Raw genomic sequence first — 18,513 nt, forward strand, 5'->3', positions numbered from 1 at the left:
AACTAATTAGCTGTCGATTTTACCAATGAAACGGTAACCTTCACCATGGATGGTGCTGATTAACTCAGACGTTGAGTTGTCGCTTTCAAAGTGTTTGCGGATACGACGAATTGTTACGTCAACCGTACGGTCGTTAGCGCGAAGCTCTCGGCCAGTCATGTGTTTAATTAGTTGCTCACGGCTAAATATACGACCCGGAGAGTCAAGCATTAAACGCAGTGCTCTGTATTCGCCTTTAGGTAGACGTTTCGCGTCTCCGTTTGGAGAAGTAAGGCAACGACTGTTTTCGTCAAGTTCCCAACCGTTAAAGGTGATCACGCCATTTGTTTCAATAGCAGACTCTTCACCACCTAATGCAGTACGCGTAATTAAGTTACGAGCACGAATAGTTAATTCACGCGGGTTGAAAGGCTTAGTAATATAGTCATCAGCACCAATTTCAAGACCTAAAATACGGTCTACATCGTTGTCACGGCCTGTTAAGAAAATAAGACCAACTTTGCGTTTTTGGCGTAATTCGCGAGCTAAAATAAGCCCGTTTTTACCTGGCAGGTTGATGTCCATAACTACAAGATTGACGTCATCGTTATTTGTAAGCTTATCATGCATATCATCGCCATCAATGGCTTCAATAACTTTGTAACCTTCGGCTTCAAATAAACTAACGAGGTTTAGTCTAGTTACGTCTTCATCCTCTACGATCAGAATGACTGGCGTTTGCATTTTTAATTAACCTTTTTGGAGTGTGTTTTATTTTAAAATCGGTGTGATCATCAAAACCGACTACTAGAATTATAGGATTATATCTAAATGTTAACAAGTAAAAACAAATTAGATAAAAACAGCTGCGCGCCCAAACCTACTTTGACGTATTATTAAAAACCGCGGCTTAATTGATACTTAACGTTGGATGTATAATTTGAATTATAAAGTCGAAGCCATTTCCCTTTAATAATTGATACATCCATCAACCACCTAAAGATACTTAAAATAATCAGACTAATTCAAAACGAAATTATATCACTTTACAATTTTTCATCAATGTATGTGATATGTTAAACACAATTAAGTTCATTAATTGTGTGAAAATACAGCATTAATGGTACAACTGTTCAATGAGTGCTGTTTTAGTATGGTCATAAAGTCGTAATTCAAGAGCAGACAACGGATTTATTTCACTTTTTAAAATAGCGTAATAATAAATCGTGCTCCTGATTGATACTCAGTATCTAACACAATCTCTCCAGCCAAAGCCTGGGTCACTAAGTTGTAAACTAAATGCATGCCTAAACCACTGGCTCCTTGACCGCGTTTTGAAGTAACAAAAGGGTCAAAAATTTTCGCTCTTATATTGCTCTCTACACCTAGGCCGTTATCGGTGTAGGTAATTTGTGTTTTTGTGTTTGTTGCCACAATATCAATTTGCACTACATTGTCACCGCCAGCTACAAATCCGTGTAGTAGGGAGTTTAAAATTAGTTGATGAAAAACTTGCTGCAGTGGCCCTTTTTTACTTTCAACGGTTAAATCTGCTGGACAATTTATAAGAACTTTAGGATTTTTTATTCTTAACTCTTGCCCCATAGACAATAATGTATCGTTTATGAGCTGCTGTAAGTGAACGGTGCTAGTGATTTCATCATCTTTAATCACGGCCACTTTTTTAAAGTTAGAAATAAGCTCTGCGACACGGTTTAAACTACTGTAGATGAGGTCTAAGTTTTCAATGCCATCGTTAGTAAATTGCTCAAATTGACTGGCAGTCAATGACTTATTTTGAAAGTTAATTTGTAGCTCCGCGAGTTTATCCCTTAGTAAAGTAGAACCGGTGATCCCAAGCCCTATAGGGGTATTTACCTCATGAGCTACACCTGCCACCATTTGCCCTAATGAAGCCATTTTTTTGTTTTCGACAATTTGAGTTTGGTATTGGTGCATCTTTTCAAGTGTAGATAGCAACTCTTTATTTGCTTCTCTGAGCGCGATGGTTCGTTGACTTACTTTTTCTTCAAGATTTGAGTTTAGTAGCTTAATTTCTTTTTTATCTTCTTCGTGGCGCTCTATTTGTCTTTGTGTTCGCGCCAGCATTACATTTAAGCTATTAGAAAGCCGGGTTATTTCAGTTAAGTTTGTTAAAGGCGCCCGGGCGTAGTAGTTATGATTTTTAGCTATGTTTTGCAGTAACAAGCTTAAGTTTTCTATTGGGCTGGCTATCCTTTTTTGTAGCCTTAAAATAATCAAAGAGATGAAGATAAGTATTAAAGCGATAATGGCAATATCAATTATAATTTTTTTAGTGATAAGCTTATTTAAGTTATCCAAGCTGCCCCTAATATACACATAACCCAGTAACTGATCATTATTGAGTATTGGAGTAATGTACTCAATAAACTCATCACCTACTTGGGGTTCTATAAAGTCGTTAATACTGTCTGTTTTGATTGGTACAGGTGGCGATTTTCGGGCATTAAAACTGGTAAAAAATACTGGTTTATTTGTTTGCTCATCTAGCGCATAAATATGTAAGTTTGTGACCGATGATACTTGTTGAAGAAGCTTTAACCGCCTTTCTTCTGCAGGTCTATTTTTATTTAGTAATGACGGCATTGCATCAAAGGCAATGATCTCTGACACCAGCACAAGTTTACTAATGAGCTGCTTTTTTTGCTCTTGTGTACTTAAGTAGGTAGAAATAGAAAGAGATAATAGCAAACAGATGGCTGTTATAAGCATGATGGTTTTAAACAATATGCTACGAATGCTATTTTGCTCTACAGTTTTAGGCATTGCGAGAGGGTCATCCGTGTCAATTGTGAATGTAATAAATACTAGTTTAGCAAAAACAGGAAAAAGTGAAGCAAAAAGATTAGCTTAATTACACTATTTATTCTTAGTTAATCTACGTCATAAAGTAAATATGCGGCTAATATACCGCATATTTATGTTTTGATAGGGGATTAATAATAAGTTTTAGCTACTGTATACTGCAAACTTATTATTCTTAAACACCGTTTGATAACTATCAAATTGGGCTTCTAAAATAGGTGGATATTTTAAAAAGCTATTAGCAACAATAGTGAGCTTACCTGTTTTAGTTAGGTGCTGTTTGGCATTATTTAAAAACGATTCGGCCACTGTGTAGTCAGTTGCAATACCGGTATGAAATGGTGGGTTACTAATAATTAAATCAAACTTACCTGCAATGCTGTTTAAACCATCGCTCAGTACGGCTTCACCATTAACGTTATTAAGTTTAAGCGTTTGTGCTGTTGCATAGGCAGCTAGTGCGCTTACATCACTACATGTAAATGTAAGAGCCGGATTTTTTAGCCCTAAAAACGTAGCAATAAGCCCCGCGCCACAACCAAAATCAAGAACTTTACCGTGTTTTATATTTGGTGCATTTTCTAATAGCATTTTAGTGCCTGCATCAAGGCCGCCATGGTTAAACACGCCAGGAATACTTACAGCAGTAAACTCAATATCACTTACGTTTACCATAAACTCTTTGTGGTAAGTACTAATATCAAATGTTGAATTCAGGGTTATTTCTGAAAATGAATATAAAACGCAGTGTTTTGCAGAGTCAATTTTATTACTAAACGCCGTTTTATTGGCGAGTTGCTTTTCAATTGATTTTACACCGCTTTTGTTTTCGCCAACGACTAGCAGCTCAGCTTCTTTACTTATCACTGCGCGTATGTTGTCTAATGCCATTAATAGCTCGGGCTTAGACTTGGGGTAATAAAGAATTACTAAATCATATTCACCGGCGCTAATCGTGTGATTAACTTCTACATTTATACCCGATATGTTTTTAGCAAATTCACCATTTGCATGGTTATAGCTAAAAGCCGTTATTTTACTTTGTGGGTTGAGCGTTTTTAGCTCATTTAAAAAGCCATCTTGAACAAAGTTGACCACCAATATTGATTTACCTTTTAGCTCCTCGCTGTTGCGAAGTAATAATAGGCTCGGATTGGTTAATACGCTCATAAATGGCTTTACCTTACTTGATTATTTAATTAACGGTTATTTAGTACGTTCGAACATTAAATCCCATACGCCATGGCCTAAACGATGGCCACGTTGTTCAAACTTAGTCAGCGGACGTAAATCAGGACGTGGTACATAGTCGTTAGTCTCTGATTTGTTTTTGTAACCAGGTGCTGCTTGCATTACTTCAAGCATATGCTCTGCATAGTTTTCCCAATCGGTTGCCATATGAAAAACGCCGCCAATTTTTAATTTAGAACGTAGTTTTTCTGCAAACTCAGTTTGTACAATACGGCGCTTATGGTGACGCTTCTTGTGCCATGGATCAGGGAAGAACAATTGTAAGGTCGATAAGCTTTCATCACTTATACAATCTGCAAGGACTTCAACGGCGTCGTGTTCAAATACACGAAGATTAGTAACGCCTGCTTCGTCGGCATCCATTAAACACGCGCCAACGCCTGGGCGATGTACTTCTATACCGATAAAGTTAAGATGTGGTGCGTTTTTTGCCATTTCAACCAATGACTTGCCCATACCAAAGCCAATTTCTAACACTACATCATTGTCATTGCCAAATACTGCGTTTAAATCAAGCAGACCGTTTTTATGCTCAAGCCCCATTGTTGGCCAGCATTTTTCGATTGCAGCGGCTTGGCCTTTGGTTAATCGGCCTTCGCGTTTTACAAAGCTACGAATAGTGCGGATATACTTACCTTCTTGCTTAGCTTGCTCAAGGTTGTTGTTACTTGATTCACTCATATTATTGGCCTGACAAAACAATGTGTTTAAAAATGGTTGCGTATTATCCCTGACCCGCGCAGGGTTGACAAGCTCTAGGGCGTTATAGCTTGATCTTTTCAACAACTACAATAGACTGAGCCGCCATTAAGCATTAGTAAAAAAGTAAATATGTTGGATTTAAAAAAGCAGCAGTCTGATTGGTTTTCTAACCAAGTAGTTGATTGGTATCATCTCCATGGGCGCAAAACATTGCCATGGCAATTAGCTAAAACACCTTATAAAGTATGGGTGTCTGAGGTGATGCTGCAGCAAACCCAAGTTGTGACTGTTATTCCCTATTTCGAAAAGTTTATGCAAAGCTTTCCCGATATTATTGCTTTAGCAAATGCTGATGAAGATCAGGTTCTGCATCACTGGACTGGTCTAGGTTACTATGCACGCGCGCGAAACTTGCATAAAACGGCCAAAATAGTGCGAGACAAATATCAAGGCCAGTTTCCCAGCACGCTTGAAGAGGTAATGGATTTACCCGGAATAGGACGCTCCACTGCGGGTGCTGTTTTATCTTTATCTTTGGGGCAGCATCATCCTATTCTTGATGGCAATGTAAAAAGGGTGCTTGCACGATTTTTCATGGTTGAAGGTTGGTATGGCGTCAAAAAGGTAGAAAATCAGCTGTGGCATTTAAGTGAACAACTCACCCCTAAAAATAATGTGACTGAGTTTAATCAAGCTATGATGGATTTAGGGGCAAGCCTTTGTTCACGAAGTCGTTTTGACTGTGAAGCATGCCCGTTAAAAACACAATGTGGTGCTTTTAATGCGGGTAAGGTTAAAGAGTTCCCACATTCTAAACCTAAAAAAGCAGTGCCTAAAAAAAGTTGTCATCAGTTAATTATTAAACATAACGACAAAGTACTCATGGAAAAACGCCCAAGTAGTGGCATTTGGGGGGGATTATTTGGATTTTTTGAATTTAATGAGCACAGTGAGCTCGATATTTTTTTAGCACAGCAAGGGCTAAAAAGTGAGCTTGAGATATTAGCGCCTTTTAGCCATGTGTTCTCACATTTTGAGCTAACCATAAACCCACATGTGCTCAATGTTCAGCAAATCCCTGATGTGGTGAACGACAAGCAATTAATATGGTATCCACTTGATCAATCAATAGAGGTGGGTTTAGCTGCACCGACTAAAAAGTTGGTTAAACAAATGAGCCCAATAGGTTAAACTAGCAGCATTTAGCGTTAGAGAGAATAAATCATGGCACGTACTGTATTTTGTCAAAAGTTACAAAAAGAAGCTGAAGGCCTTGGATTTCAACTTTATCCTGGTGAAATTGGCGAAAAGATTTTTAATAATATATCTAAAGAAGCATGGGGACAGTGGCAGCATAAACAAACGATGCTGATCAACGAAAAGCATTTAAATATGATGGACCCAGAGCATCGTACCTTCTTAGAAGAGCAAATGGTTGGCTTTTTATTCGAAGGAAAAGAGGTTGAGATTGAAGGCTATAAGCCAGTAGAAAAATAATCGTTAAAAAAGGGCTATAAAAGCCCTTTTTTGTTGTGCATACCTATGAACAGTTTAGTTAAATCAAGTCATCTTGTTGATCGTGGTTTCTAATTTGTTCTTTTAAAAATTGTGCTGCTCTTGAATATTCAATTTCGAGCTCATCTCTCATCTCAATTAACTCATCGGCATTGATTTCATCAGCCTTACACTTATCCTCAAATGACTGCGCTAAATCAGCCACAATATTAGCCCCCACTGTTTTTGATATAGATTTCAATTGATGGCAGGCAGCTATAATTTCACTTTGACTCTTTTGTAGTACCGCAAAGTTGATTGATTTAATTTGTTCTTGGCTTTGCTCTAAATACATTTTAAAGAAGCGAATTTTTTTAGCATCATCGCCATTTATATATTTGTTGGCAGACTCCATGTTAATAGGCATGGCTGGCTTTTCAGCTGAGCTAATTTGTTTTGGCTGTTTATTATCTAAATCGCTCCATTGATTTAATATGTCCTCAAGCGCATTTAACTCAATCGGTTTAGTTATAAAGTCATTAATTCCCACAGCTAAACAGCGTTCTCTTTCGCCTTTTAAGGCATTGGCTGTTACAGCAATAATATAAGGTTGGGCGTCGATTGCTTCTAACAGTGCTGCTTCTTCTCTAATCTTTTCAACCATATCGTAGCCAGACATTTTCGGCATATGTAAATCGGTTAGGATGAGCGAATAGCTGTTTTTACGCCACATCTCTATGCCTTCCTCACCATTATTCGCTACTTCCACACTATACCCTAGTATGTGTAACTGCTCGGTAAGTACCTCTTGGTTTAGTAAGTTATCTTCTACCAATAAAACAAGCCTATTCGCAGCGAGTGCTTCTTCTGAATTTAAGTAATGATTCATGCTTTTAGCTTTTTTTATTTGCTTAGGTTTATGTAAGCCCGCCGCAACCAAAATTGAAAGCATAAAGTTAGATTTGCACAGTGGTGAAGCATTAATATAAAAAATATTTTTATGATTAATAACGGCTTCATCTAGCTTACTTAATACCACCATTTGCTGATTATTATCTTCTAGTGAGTAAAGTAAACTTCTTAGCAAAGTGCTAATGCTACTCATGTCGTCAATACCATCAACAACCCAAATAATATCCTTTGTGTCTTGATGATCTTCTATATCTTTTTGCTCATGGGCATAGGTTATTTTGGCACCCATGAATGACAAGTAACGATAAATTACCTTGCCGCGTTCAGCATTGTCACTAACAACAACAACATGTTTATTATTGAGTGTATTTTTATGAGCAAATTCAGTTTTACCTGCCGTTGAAAAAGGCAGTTCAACGGTAAACTCACTACCAATCCCCTCATGGCTTGTAACATGTATAGTACCAAGCATTAGCTCGGTTAAGCTTTTACAAATTGAAAGCCCAAGTCCTGTACCGCCAAATTCTCGGGTAATTGAGCTTTCAGCTTGAGTAAACGGGCTGAATATTTTCCTTAATTGAGACTGACTCATTCCTTTACCGTTATCAACTACACAAAAACGGAGTGTAAAATGATCGGCAGTGTTGTGTGCAACTTCAACCGATATTTTCACCCTACCTTGAGTAGAGCCGTTAGTGCTGGTAAATTTAATGGCATTGCTACATAAGTTATAAAGTACTTGGCGAACCCTGACTGAGTCGCCCATAAGGTTATTAGGAATATCCGGTGCAATTGATAAATCGAGTTCTAGGTGACGGTTTTTTGCAACAGACGATAACACCTTTGCGACTTCTTCTAGCGTATCTGCAACAGAGAAGGGAGTCGGGTCTATATTGAGCTTTCCTGCTTCAATTTTAGAAAAATCCAAAATATCATCTAAGATACTGAGTAACGAAAATGCAGATTCACGAATAATTGTACTTAAACGTTGCTGTGCACCATCAAGTTCTGTTTGACGAAGTAAATCAATGGTACCGATTACGCCATTCATTGGTGTTCTTATTTCATGACTCATAGTGGCTAAAAAGGTGGTTTTAGTTTCACTGGCTTTTAGCGCTTTTTGCGTTTGTTTCTCTAACTCAAAGGTTCTGCTTTGTACTTCTGTTTCAAGGCTTGTTTGTAATTTTTTTAACTCTTTTTTTGCCGCTTGATCGTCAGCTTGAACCTTACTCACCTTTTTGAGTAATAAATTAACTTGTTGAGCTACCGTTTCTAAACCACCCTCTAGTTGCTCATTTAGGGTGCTTTGATAGTTATCATTTTGCGTAATTTCTTTTAGTTCTTGAGTAAGTGAATCTGTATTTTTATGTAATCGCTTGTTAATGTATTTATTCAACATGAATGCTAATACAAACAGCACCACCAGTGCAGCAAAGGCTACAACATAGGCATTTAGTGGTGAGTGTTGATTTGATGGTGTAACTGAGGACTGTGTTTGCTCAATAATAAGCTCTCCAATTACCTGTCCCTCTGATGAGATCAAATGATGAAGAGTATTTTGTTCTTTAATATGTTTATTAACAGCTAAAGGCGCAATTGCTTTACTGTTATTGCTATAAACTAACTCGGCTTGATTATTGGCATTAAAACGGTGGAGCGTATATTTATAATCATCATTGAGTAAGGTGGTCATATCGAGTAATTGCGTGACCTTGTCTTGCTCGTATATTGTTAATGCTTCTGCTAAAGGCTGATCAAGACGCTCAGCAAGTTTTGTTAACGATAAAGTAGAGGTTGGAGCAGATGCATTGTTATCAGCATTACTTTGTGAATAAAGCACAAAGGCGACTACAAATAATGCGGTTATTATAAGGTTACTAACTAAGAATAAAGGTAGTAGGCCTTTTATTGCTGAAGAGGGCTTGCTCTGCATGAGTTTTCCTGTGGTCTTATTATTAAAACGGTAAGCCTGTACCGAAAGTTATTATTCAATCGTAACACCTAAAAAAAATAATTCACTACGTTTTTTAAACTCTTTTGTTGGATAAATACACTGTATTAACGAAAATAGCCTCGAGTTGTTTGAAAACCGTTCAAACGATTATAAAGAATAAAAAAAAAGTTGACTTGTAGGGGCAAAACTCGTTTAATACGCCGCACGCCCAGATAGCCAGTCAGTAGAGCTAGCTGGGAATTGCATTAAAAATCCGTTAAGATTTTTAATTAGCACTGTTTAAGTGCCTCGATAGCTCAGTTGGTAGAGCAGAGGATTGAAAATCCTCGTGTCCCTGGTTCGATTCCGGGTCGAGGCACCATTATTAAAGTAATAGTGTTTCAAATCATAAGATTAAACGTTATTACACGTGCCTTAGCACACAGTTTAGTGTGCCGACTTAGCTCAGCTGGTAGAGCAACTGACTTGTAATCAGTAGGTCAACCGTTCGACTCGGTTAGTCGGCACCATTTATAAAAGTGAAATTGCTAAAAGCAGTTCACTAGCACTGTTTAAGTGCCTCGATAGCTCAGTTGGTAGAGCAGAGGATTGAAAATCCTCGTGTCCCTGGTTCGATTCCGGGTCGAGGCACCATTTACTAAAAGTTATCAATCTTTAAAATTGATAAAGTGCCTTAGCACACAGTTTAGTGTGCCGACTTAGCTCAGCTGGTAGAGCAACTGACTTGTAATCAGTAGGTCAACCGTTCGACTCGGTTAGTCGGCACCATTTATTTAAATAGTTAATTTAACTATTGCACTGTTTAAGTGCCTCGATAGCTCAGTTGGTAGAGCAGAGGATTGAAAATCCTCGTGTCCCTGGTTCGATTCCGGGTCGAGGCACCATTTATACAAAGCCTCGCATATGCGGGGCTTTTTTGTTTCTAAGTTTTTTCTATCCTGCTCTATTTTTCCAGCACGTCATAAACAGTAAGTCCCTCTGTCCTTTTCGTACCTCTTTGAGAACTTTATTCAGCTTTTTTGGCTAAAAATTAGGTTGTTTATTAATTTGTGATCAATATGTTAATACTTGGCGTATCTACGGCACTTATAATTTCATCGCAAAGTATGTAATGTTATGTAAAGTCAATTGAGCAAAGTTTGCTAAAGTGCTTGAATAACATTCATAAATAGCATTAATCAGGTTTAAACATAATGTGGCAATATAAGCCATCTTTATTGGCAATAAGTATTATGCTGCTAAGTGGTTGTGCGAGTAACTTAAACCCGCAACTACGTGAGCAAGCACCGAATACACTCCCAGATCAGTGGCAACAAACAGCTGTTGAATCAGTAGTTGCTGTCAACGACACATGGTTTAATAAACTTGCTTCACCAACAGTAAAGCAGCTAGTTACTCAAGCGCTAAAAAACAATCAGCAACTATTGCAAAACCGTTTTGATGTAGAAATACAAAAACAGCAATTAATTGTCACCGGTGCCGCTTTATGGCCCAGTTTAGATATTTCAACGCGAGTAGGACGGAGCAAAGATAATCGTCCGGTTAGTTATAATAACTCAAGCTCTGTATCGTTAGAGTTAGGCTATGAAATTGATTTATGGGGTAAACTCTCTGATGCAAAGCGCAGAGACAACCTCAACTACCTTGCTCAGCAAGCTCGCTATGAGCAAACTAAACAACAGCTTATTGCAGATGTTATAACAAATTGGTTTAACTTAATCAGTGCAGAGCAATTACTTGATTTGTTTAAGCGCAGAGAAGCTAACGCCCAGCAAAACCTTGAGATTATTGAGTCGGGTTATCGCCAAGGTTTAAATGAAGCGTTAGATGTTTATTTAGCTCGCAATGAGTTAAACAATGAACGCTCCCGTATAGCAACCCAAAAAGCAAATTTGACTCAAGCTGCACGTAGTCTTGAGCGTTTATTGGGGGAGTATCCAAAAGGATTGATAGCAGCGAATAACGACCTACCTGTAATTAATGACGACATTCCTCTTGGTTTACCGTCGGAGCTTATTACTCGCAAACCTGCGTTGCGTGCTAGTTGGTATCAGTTATTAGCCAGCGACGCTTCGCTTGCGTATGCGCATAAACAGCGTTTTCCGAGTTTAAATTTAGCGGCAGGTTTAAGCGATAGCACTAACAGGGTAAGCGACTTATTTTCTGCTTCAAGTCTTGCGTGGTCACTTATTGGTAGCATTTCAGCGCCTATTTTTGACGCTGGGCGACTCGCTGCGAACGAGGAAATAGCCAGTTTACAAACGCAAAAGCAAGAGCAAGCCTATCTGCAATCTTTATATGATGCATTTGGTGATGTTGAAAATGCTATTACCCAACAACAATCTTTAAAGGCACGCTACCAAAGCACCTTGCAGGCACAAGAAAATGCCTTAGCAGCAGAGCAATTATCGTTTGAACAATATCAAAGTGGTTTAGTGAGCTACACCACCGTATTAGATGCACAAGCACGCTCGTTTGATGCACAAAGTTCACTGATTGAAATTAAAAACCAAATACTCACAAATCGCATTAAATTACATGTTGCTCTTGGGGGCGACTTTGCAAAATCAAGATCCGCACAGGATGAGCAAGCACTATGAAACTCAACAAACAAAAAATAATTGTTCCCGCTGCTATCATTATAGCGACCATTTTTTTGGTGATGTTTATTAAAGGAAACCCGCCTAAAGCATCACGTTTTTCAGCACCGCCAAAAGCAAAAATTAATGTAGCGGTAAAACCATTGCAGTTAATTGACTACCCCGTTGAAATTGATAGCTTTGGTACGGTTAAACCACGAACTCAAAGTATGTTGGTGGCTCAGGTTTCTGGGCTGATTATTGATATAAAGGAGCAGTTCCGCGAAGGCGGCTTTTTTGAAAAAGGCGATGTGTTACTTCAGTTAGATGATCGCGATTTAAAAGCAGAAGTTAAATCAGCACAAGCTAATTTGCTCAATGCCGAGCAAAACTTATTAGAAGAGCAAGCACGAGGCCGACAAGCGCTTACTGATTGGCAACGTTTAGGCAATGAGTCTGAACCGAGTATTTTAGTACTTAGAAAGCCACAGCTAGCTGCAGCGCAAGCACAGGTTTTGTCAGCACAAGCACAATTGGAAAAAGCGCAACTAAATCTTGAACGTACTAAAATTAAAGCCCCTTATGCTGGGCGAGTATTAAACCGCAGCGTTGACTTAGGTCAGGTGGTATCTAACAATATGCAGTTAGCGACAATTTATGCAACCGACAGTGTTGAAATACGCTTACCGATAAAGAATAAAGATCTGCCTTTTATTAATTTACCTGAGCAATATCGAGATGGTGCTAAAAATCAGCGTGGCTCAGCGGTTAATTTCACTTCAGATTTAATTGGCGAGCAACAATGGCAAGGCCAACTTATTCGTACTGAGGGCGCAATAGATGAAAGTGCTCAGCAATTGTATGTGGTGGCTAAAATTAATGACCCTTATAAATCAACCAGTGATAATCAATACCCAGTAAAAATAGGGCAATACGTTAAAGCTAAAATTAATGGCAAAGTCGCCTCTCAGGTACTCGTTATTCCCAATAGTGCGATATATCAAGGCAGTTATGTTTATGTGGTTGAAAATGGCACACTACAGCGTAAAAATATTGCTTTAGCGTGGCAAAATGCGCTGCAAGGCATTGTGAGTAAAGGTCTTGAAGCGGGTAGTCAATTAGTGCTGACGCCACTGGGTCAAGTGAGTTCAGGTACACCAGTGCAGATAATGGATGCGACTCCTAAAGCACAAAAACCAGGAGAGCAGCCATGATCGCTTGGTTTACTCGTAACCATGTGGCTGCCAACTTATTGCTAATTAGTATTGTGTTGGGCGGCCTATTCAGCCTGTCTTCTAAGTTACCATTAGAGGTGTTTCCCTCGTTTGTTTCTGATCGTATAAATATTAGTGTGAGTTTACGTGGTTCAACCCCAGAAGATGCTGAAAAAGGGGTCACCATACGAATAGAAGAAGCATTACAAGATCTCGAAGGTATTAAACAAATATCGAGCCGCTCTTCTGAGGGGTCATCACAAGTGAGCGTTGAGGTTGACACTGGCTACGACGAGCGTGAATTGTTAGCGGATATAAAGAGCCGTGTCGATGCCATTAATACCTTTCCAGCCGATGCAGAAAAACCAGTAATAGGGTTAATCCAGCGTAAGCGTGAAGTAATAGCAGTCACTGTTTCAAGTGACTACAACGAAAAAGAAACCCTAGAATATGCAGAGCAAGTCCGTGATGAATTGCTGCGTATTCCGGCGATTACCCAAGTTGAACTTAGTGGCGTACGTAATTATGAGCTGGCAATCGAAGTAAGCCAAGATACGCTGCGCCAATACGATTTAACCTTGGCGCAAATATCCAGTGCCATTGCCAATTCAAGTTCTGATATTTCAGCAGGAAACCTTAAAACAGAGGGCGGCGATGTACTTATTCGCTCTAAAGGGCAAGCTTACCGCAAAGATGAATTTGCAAGCATTGTGATAAAAAATCAAGCCGATGGCACTATTATTCGCTTAAGTGATATTGCAACCATTAACGATGATTTTGAAGAAACCCCCGTGCGCACTCGCTTTAATGGCAAACAAGCCGCATTTATCGATGTGTACCGCATTGGTCCGCAAAGTGCGATAGAAGTGGCCGATGCAGTTAAAAACTATATTACCAGTGAGCAAGCTAATTTACCGCAAGGGTTTTATTTAAGCTATTGGGATGATGACTCTGAGGTAGTAAAAAGCCGTATTGCTACCCTAACTAGCAATGCTTTACAGGGCGGTATTTTGGTACTGGGGTTACTGACATTATTTTTAAGACCTGCCATCGCGTTTTGGGTATTTATTGGTATTCCAGTTTCATTTATGGGTGCGTTTATGGCAATGGCCGCCTTTGGCGTGACCATAAATGTGATCAGCTTATTTGGTTTTATATTGGTGCTAGGGATTGTGGTGGACGATGCCATTGTTACCGGTGAAAACGTGTATACCCATTTAAAAACCGCCAAATCGGGCGAAGAGGCTGCTATAAAAGGAACTCAAGAAGTAGCCACGCCAGTTACATTTGGCGTGTTAACCACCGTGGCCGCTTTTTTACCGTTAGGTTTTATAGAAGGCGCGCGAGGCGCTATTTTTGCGCAAATTCCGGTGGTGGTTATTCCGGTATTATTGTTTTCATTGATTGAATCTAAATTTGTGCTGCCAGCGCATTTAAAATATATCAAACTGCGCCAGCAAAAAGGCAAAGGTTCTAAATTAGAGCAACTCCAACAACGTTTTGCAGATGGTTTTGAGCATGCCATTTTAAAATATTACCAACCCGTATTAGGGCTAGCGCTACGCAACAAACTGGCCACAGTCAGTTTATTTATGGGCGTGTTTTTAATTATTTTAACCATGATCACCAGTGGTTGGACTAAGTTTATTTTCTTCCCACGTATTCCCAGTGAAACAGTTCGGGTTAATTTAACTTTTCCTGCGGGAACACCGTTTGAAGTCACGAATAAATACATTATTGATATGTCAGATAAAGCCAGAGAGCTTCAGCGTAAGTATCAAGATGAAGAAACAGGGCAAAGTATTATCCTTAATATTCTAGCGAGCACTGGCGGGCGAGGCGGTGCGGCTAATTCGGGTAGTGTGCGCTTTGAAATCACCCCAGCAGAACAACGAGAGTCTGATATTGGTTCGCGTGAGTTGGTAAAAGAGTGGCGGCAATTAATAGGGGTGATCCCAGGGGCTGAAAGTCTCACATTTAGAGCAGAAATAGGTAGAAGCTCAAACCCAATTGATATTCAATTATCGGGTAATTCCATAACCACACTGCAAACAGTGGCTGAGCAAATTAAACAACGATTGGCCACTTATCCAAGCGTGTTTGATATTGCTGATAGCATGTCTGATGGTAAAGAAGAGCTACAAATAGAGCTAACAGAGCAAGGGCTTGCACTTGGATTAAATAGAGTTGATGTATCAAGACAAGTGCGTAACTCGTTTTTTGGTGTACAAGTACAGCGCATTCAACGCGGGCGTGATGATGTGCGCGTTATGGTGCGCTTACCTATAGATGAAAGGCGCTCAGTTGCTGATTTAAAAGATATATTAATACAAACGCCTAATGGTGGGCGAGTGCCGCTGTCACACGTGGCCACTTTAGTACCGGGTCAAAGCCCATCAACCATTACCCGTATTGATCGTTACCGTACTCTTAATGTGTCGGCGGATGTAGAAAAAACCGATACCAATATGACCGTGCTTCAAGCTGATTTAAAAACCTACTTAGATGAACTGGTGCAACAATACCCAGGTGTAAGCCATTCATTAGAAGGTGAAGCCAAAGAGCAGCGCGAATCGTTTGGTTCATTATTGTGGGGAATGGTATTTGTATTTTTTGTAATTTATGGATTGCTCGCAATTCCCTTTAAATCGTACTTACAGCCACTGGTGGTGATGAGCATTATTCCTTTTGGCATGATTGGCGCAGTAATTGGCCATTGGATCATGGCTATGGAGCTTACCATTATGAGTTTGCTGGGAATGCTCGCGTTAATTGGGGTCGTGGTGAACGACTCGTTAGTATTGGTTGATTTTATTAATAAAAAGCGCAGTGAAGGGCTCGATTTAATGGAAGCTGTTAAAACCGCCGGCGTAGCGCGTTTTCGCCCGGTTATGCTAACTAGTTTAACCACCTTTATAGGCTTAATGCCGCTGTTATTTGAAAAGGCGACTCAGGCGCAGTTTTTAATTCCTATGGCAGTAAGCCTAGGTTTTGGGATTATATTTGCGACCTTTATAACCTTATTACTCGTTCCGGTTAACTATATGCTGATGGAGCGCTTTCAAGGCTGGTTTAAGTAAGTGCAGACTACATAGATAAGTAGAGGTTTCAGGCACTAAGTTTCAGGTACTAGTAAGTAAAGCATCGGACTGTAAAAATTCAGTTCGGTGTTTTTTATAATAACTAGGTGATTAATAAAATAAGGATATAAAAGTCATTGCTGGGGAATTAAAGTTATTGGAGGTGTTCCCCGAGAATGCGGTGCCCGGTGTCAGTCCTGAAACCTTGAGGTTTCAGGGCGGAAATCTGCGGTTTACCGTAGGCTTCTCGGTACATGCCGAGCTTGCACAATAGTAAACGAACAAAAATCCTGGTATAAAATTTATCGGCTCAGGGACTTAACCAAGCTCCTGCACCCCAGGGAACAAATTTAGTATATAAGACATATTCCAATCCTTAAACCCCAATCGTAAAAAATTAAACTGTTCGCTCAGTTTTCCTGCAAATTTAATCTTATATTTACTTTTAAGATTGCTTTTTGAACTTAATCAGCTTTTCAATCGCTTGCTTTTGACCTCAGTCATAGAATTCATTGGAGTTGCTTTTTATCGAGTGGTAGCATTGCTTTAATTAGCAAAGCGAAGACGTCATTATGAATAACTTACCAGATTACGAAAAAGCCCAACTTCTTTTAGAGAAAAACGAAATATTTGTATCACCTGCTGAAGCGCATGGCGTTATTAGCGGCTTACTTGCTTGTGGGCTAAGCATTGACGATAAAGAATACTTAGGCTTACTGAGCGACGTATTTAATGATGGCGAGTCGTTTAGCAACGATTTAAAACAGTTTTTTGGTAAAGTTTATCAACAAGTTGTTGAAAGCTTTAACAATGAAGAGTTTCAATTTGATTTGTTTTTACCGAGTGATGACGAAACACTCATCGATCAAGCCAATGGGCTCGTATCATGGGTAGCTGGGTTTATGCTGGGCTTTGGCTTAAAGCAAAAAGACTATGGCAAGCTGTCGGCAGATGTAAAAGAAGTGATTAGCGACTTTAGCGAAATTACGCGCCTTGATACAACCTTTGAAGAAACCGAAGAAGATAGCCAAGCACTGCATGAAGTGATTGAGTACGTACGCGTATCGGCGTTACTGTGTTTTGCTGAACTTGGCAAAGAGCAAAACCCACAAAGCAACAAAAAAACACTGCATTAATTTAGTAATACAACAAAAGTAATGGGTTAGTTATTAATGGTTGAAATACAAAAGTCAGAGTTTAAAGCGCGCCGCGAACGTTTATTGGCGGCAATGGATAGCAACAGTATTGCGATAATTCCTGCTGCAACCGAGCTCACACGTAGCCGAGATACTCATTATCCGTTTAGACAAGACAGTGACTTTTTTTACTTAACTGGTTTTAACGAACCCGATGCGGTATTGGTGTTATGCAAAGACAGTGATACGCCTTCTATATTGTTTTGTTTAGATAAAGATAAACTTGCAGAGATATGGCACGGCAGGCGCATTGGTTTTGAAAAAGCGCAAAGTGAATACTTATTCGACAAAACTTATGCATTAAGTGAACTAAACGAACAATTATTGAATTTGGTGAACGGCCAACAGATTTTATTTTATGCACAAGGGACGTATCCTGCCTTTGACGGCAAAGTATTTTCAATGCTCAATACTTTGCGCAGTGCCCCCAAAAAAGGCGATACAGCACCGAGTACAATTAAAGATATTCGCCCGTTATTACATGAAATGCGCCTATTTAAATCGCCAAGCGAAATTAACATTATGCGTGAAGGCTGCGAAATAAGTGCCCGAGCACACATGCGTGCCATGCGCTTTTCCCACGTTGGCGCAACCGAGTTTCAATTAGAAGCAGAACTTCATCATCACTATGCGATGAATGGGGCGCCACATCCAGCTTATGGCACCATTGTCGGTAGTGGCGATAACGCTAATATTTTGCACTACACCCAAAACAGCGATGTATTAAACAATGGCGACCTAGTGCTGATTGATTCAGGTTGTGAGCTACAAGGTTACGCAGCCGACATTACCCGTACTTTCCCCGTTAATGGTAAATTTAGCACCGAGCAAGCTGCGCTTTATAATATTGTACTCAAAGCGCAAGAAGTCGCATTTAGCGAAGTAAAGCCCGGTGGCTACTTATCGCAGGCTAATAAACTCGCTATGCAAGTGCTAACCCAAGGGTTACTCGATTTAGGTATTTTAACCGGCGATTTTGATGAGCTAATGGCGCAAGGTGCCTGTAAAGAATACTACATGCATGGTCTTGGTCATTGGTTAGGACTCGATGTTCACGATGTAGGTGGTTACAAGGTTAATAACCAAGAGCGTGCTTTTGAACCTGGTATGGTACTGACCATTGAACCTGGGCTTTATATTAATAAAGATTCAAACGCACCCAAAAAATACCAAGGCATAGGTATTCGTATTGAAGATAACTTATTAGTAACTGAGTCTGGTCACGAAAACTTAACGATTACCGTGCCTAAAAAAATTAGCGAAATAGAAGCGTTAATGCAAAGCGCTAAAAACGCATAAGCTTGG

Annotated in this window: 12 protein-coding genes, 5 tRNA genes and 1 other RNA gene; 12 read left to right on the forward strand and 6 right to left on the reverse strand. The window is 39.5% G+C overall.

What is annotated here, in order from left to right; genetic code table 11:
- Positions 1–6: 6 nt before the first annotated feature.
- The 4 genes from arcA to trmB all read right to left on the reverse strand — a co-directional run bounded on the left by arcA (position 7) and on the right by trmB (position 4,758).
- Positions 7–723 carry a two-component system response regulator ArcA gene (gene arcA / locus AAGD16_RS02925; RefSeq protein ID WP_008110444.1) on the reverse strand — a complete coding sequence of 239 codons (717 nt, stop codon included), beginning with the start codon at positions 721–723 and terminating at the stop codon, positions 7–9.
- 459 nt (positions 724–1,182) lie between these two features.
- The gene (locus AAGD16_RS02930; RefSeq protein ID WP_024601260.1) at positions 1,183–2,787 is read right to left on the reverse strand and encodes an ATP-binding protein; all 1,605 of its coding nucleotides are present in this window, start codon (positions 2,785–2,787) and stop codon (positions 1,183–1,185) included.
- A gap of 183 nt (positions 2,788–2,970) precedes the next feature.
- A complete protein-coding gene (locus AAGD16_RS02935; RefSeq protein ID WP_033102602.1) occupies positions 2,971–3,996 on the reverse strand; it encodes a methyltransferase in 1,026 nt (341 codons plus the stop codon).
- Positions 3,997–4,032: 36 nt separating this feature from the next.
- Entirely contained in the window at positions 4,033–4,758 is a 726-nt protein-coding gene (trmB, locus tag AAGD16_RS02940; protein ID WP_377113537.1) for a tRNA (guanosine(46)-N7)-methyltransferase TrmB, read from the reverse strand.
- Positions 4,759–4,908: 150 nt separating this feature from the next.
- Here trmB and mutY point away from each other — a divergent pair, with 150 nt between their 5' ends.
- Together mutY and AAGD16_RS02950 are read left to right on the forward strand one after the other, a co-directional pair.
- Positions 4,909–5,970, forward strand: coding sequence for an A/G-specific adenine glycosylase (gene mutY / locus AAGD16_RS02945; protein WP_033102603.1), 1,062 nt, complete (start codon positions 4,909–4,911; stop codon positions 5,968–5,970).
- Positions 5,971–6,003: 33 nt separating this feature from the next.
- Positions 6,004–6,276 carry an oxidative damage protection protein gene (locus AAGD16_RS02950; RefSeq protein ID WP_013464143.1) on the forward strand — a complete coding sequence of 91 codons (273 nt, stop codon included), beginning with the start codon at positions 6,004–6,006 and terminating at the stop codon, positions 6,274–6,276.
- Between the two features lie 58 nt (positions 6,277–6,334).
- Here the strand turns inward: AAGD16_RS02950 and AAGD16_RS02955 are convergent, their stop codons facing one another.
- A complete protein-coding gene (locus AAGD16_RS02955; protein ID WP_377113541.1) occupies positions 6,335–9,118 on the reverse strand; it encodes an ATP-binding protein in 2,784 nt (927 codons plus the stop codon).
- Positions 9,119–9,424: 306 nt separating this feature from the next.
- Between AAGD16_RS02955 and AAGD16_RS02960 the strand changes: the two genes are divergently transcribed.
- From AAGD16_RS02960 to AAGD16_RS02995, 8 genes are all read left to right on the forward strand, one after another.
- Positions 9,425–9,500 (forward strand) — tRNA-Phe (locus AAGD16_RS02960).
- A 72-nt stretch (positions 9,501–9,572) separates the two neighbouring features.
- Positions 9,573–9,648, forward strand: a tRNA-Thr gene (locus AAGD16_RS02965).
- A 48-nt stretch (positions 9,649–9,696) separates the two neighbouring features.
- Positions 9,697–9,772 (forward strand) — tRNA-Phe (locus AAGD16_RS02970).
- 59 nt (positions 9,773–9,831) lie between these two features.
- A tRNA-Thr gene (locus AAGD16_RS02975) sits at positions 9,832–9,907 on the forward strand.
- 40 nt (positions 9,908–9,947) lie between these two features.
- Positions 9,948–10,023 (forward strand) — tRNA-Phe (locus AAGD16_RS02980).
- A 309-nt stretch (positions 10,024–10,332) separates the two neighbouring features.
- A complete protein-coding gene (locus AAGD16_RS02985) occupies positions 10,333–11,739 on the forward strand; it encodes a TolC family protein (protein ID WP_377113544.1) in 1,407 nt (468 codons plus the stop codon).
- A complete protein-coding gene (locus tag AAGD16_RS02990; RefSeq protein WP_377113547.1) occupies positions 11,736–12,932 on the forward strand; it encodes an efflux RND transporter periplasmic adaptor subunit in 1,197 nt (398 codons plus the stop codon). Before AAGD16_RS02985 ends, AAGD16_RS02990 begins: the two co-directional genes overlap by 4 nt.
- On the forward strand, positions 12,929–16,012 hold the full coding sequence (locus AAGD16_RS02995; RefSeq protein ID WP_033102606.1) for an efflux RND transporter permease subunit: 3,084 nt from the start codon (positions 12,929–12,931) through the stop codon (positions 16,010–16,012). Before AAGD16_RS02990 ends, AAGD16_RS02995 begins: the two co-directional genes overlap by 4 nt.
- A gap of 163 nt (positions 16,013–16,175) precedes the next feature.
- On the opposite strand, the gene ssrS is transcribed toward AAGD16_RS02995, so the two are convergent.
- Positions 16,176–16,359, reverse strand: a non-coding RNA gene (gene ssrS, locus AAGD16_RS03000) — 6S RNA.
- A gap of 225 nt (positions 16,360–16,584) precedes the next feature.
- Between ssrS and AAGD16_RS03005 the strand changes: the two genes are divergently transcribed.
- Together AAGD16_RS03005 and pepP are read left to right on the forward strand one after the other, a co-directional pair.
- Positions 16,585–17,148, forward strand: coding sequence for a UPF0149 family protein (locus AAGD16_RS03005; protein WP_024600851.1), 564 nt, complete (start codon positions 16,585–16,587; stop codon positions 17,146–17,148).
- Positions 17,149–17,184: 36 nt separating this feature from the next.
- Positions 17,185–18,507, forward strand: a complete 1,323-nt coding sequence (gene pepP / locus AAGD16_RS03010) for a Xaa-Pro aminopeptidase (RefSeq protein ID WP_377113551.1) — start codon at positions 17,185–17,187, stop codon at positions 18,505–18,507.
- Positions 18,508–18,513: the final 6 nt, after the last annotated feature.

Origin of the sequence: Pseudoalteromonas sp. M58, assembly GCF_042604605.1 — a bacterium.
In the GTDB taxonomy this organism is placed as follows: domain Bacteria; phylum Pseudomonadota; class Gammaproteobacteria; order Enterobacterales; family Alteromonadaceae; genus Pseudoalteromonas; species Pseudoalteromonas tetraodonis.

Coding starts and splice junctions, on each gene's coding strand:
- arcA (WP_008110444.1), bottom strand. CDS start 723: ATGCAAACGCCAGTCATTCTGATCGTAGAGGATGAAGACGTAACTAGA.
- AAGD16_RS02930 (WP_024601260.1), bottom strand. CDS start 2,787: ATGCCTAAAACTGTAGAGCAAAATAGCATTCGTAGCATATTGTTTAAA.
- AAGD16_RS02935 (WP_033102602.1), bottom strand. CDS start 3,996: ATGAGCGTATTAACCAATCCGAGCCTATTATTACTTCGCAACAGCGAG.
- trmB (WP_377113537.1), bottom strand. CDS start 4,758: ATGAGTGAATCAAGTAACAACAACCTTGAGCAAGCTAAGCAAGAAGGT.
- mutY (WP_033102603.1), top strand. CDS start 4,909: ATGTTGGATTTAAAAAAGCAGCAGTCTGATTGGTTTTCTAACCAAGTA.
- AAGD16_RS02950 (WP_013464143.1), top strand. CDS start 6,004: ATGGCACGTACTGTATTTTGTCAAAAGTTACAAAAAGAAGCTGAAGGC.
- AAGD16_RS02955 (WP_377113541.1), bottom strand. CDS start 9,118: ATGCAGAGCAAGCCCTCTTCAGCAATAAAAGGCCTACTACCTTTATTC.
- AAGD16_RS02985 (WP_377113544.1), top strand. CDS start 10,333: ATGTGGCAATATAAGCCATCTTTATTGGCAATAAGTATTATGCTGCTA.
- AAGD16_RS02990 (WP_377113547.1), top strand. CDS start 11,736: ATGAAACTCAACAAACAAAAAATAATTGTTCCCGCTGCTATCATTATA.
- AAGD16_RS02995 (WP_033102606.1), top strand. CDS start 12,929: ATGATCGCTTGGTTTACTCGTAACCATGTGGCTGCCAACTTATTGCTA.
- AAGD16_RS03005 (WP_024600851.1), top strand. CDS start 16,585: ATGAATAACTTACCAGATTACGAAAAAGCCCAACTTCTTTTAGAGAAA.
- pepP (WP_377113551.1), top strand. CDS start 17,185: ATGGTTGAAATACAAAAGTCAGAGTTTAAAGCGCGCCGCGAACGTTTA.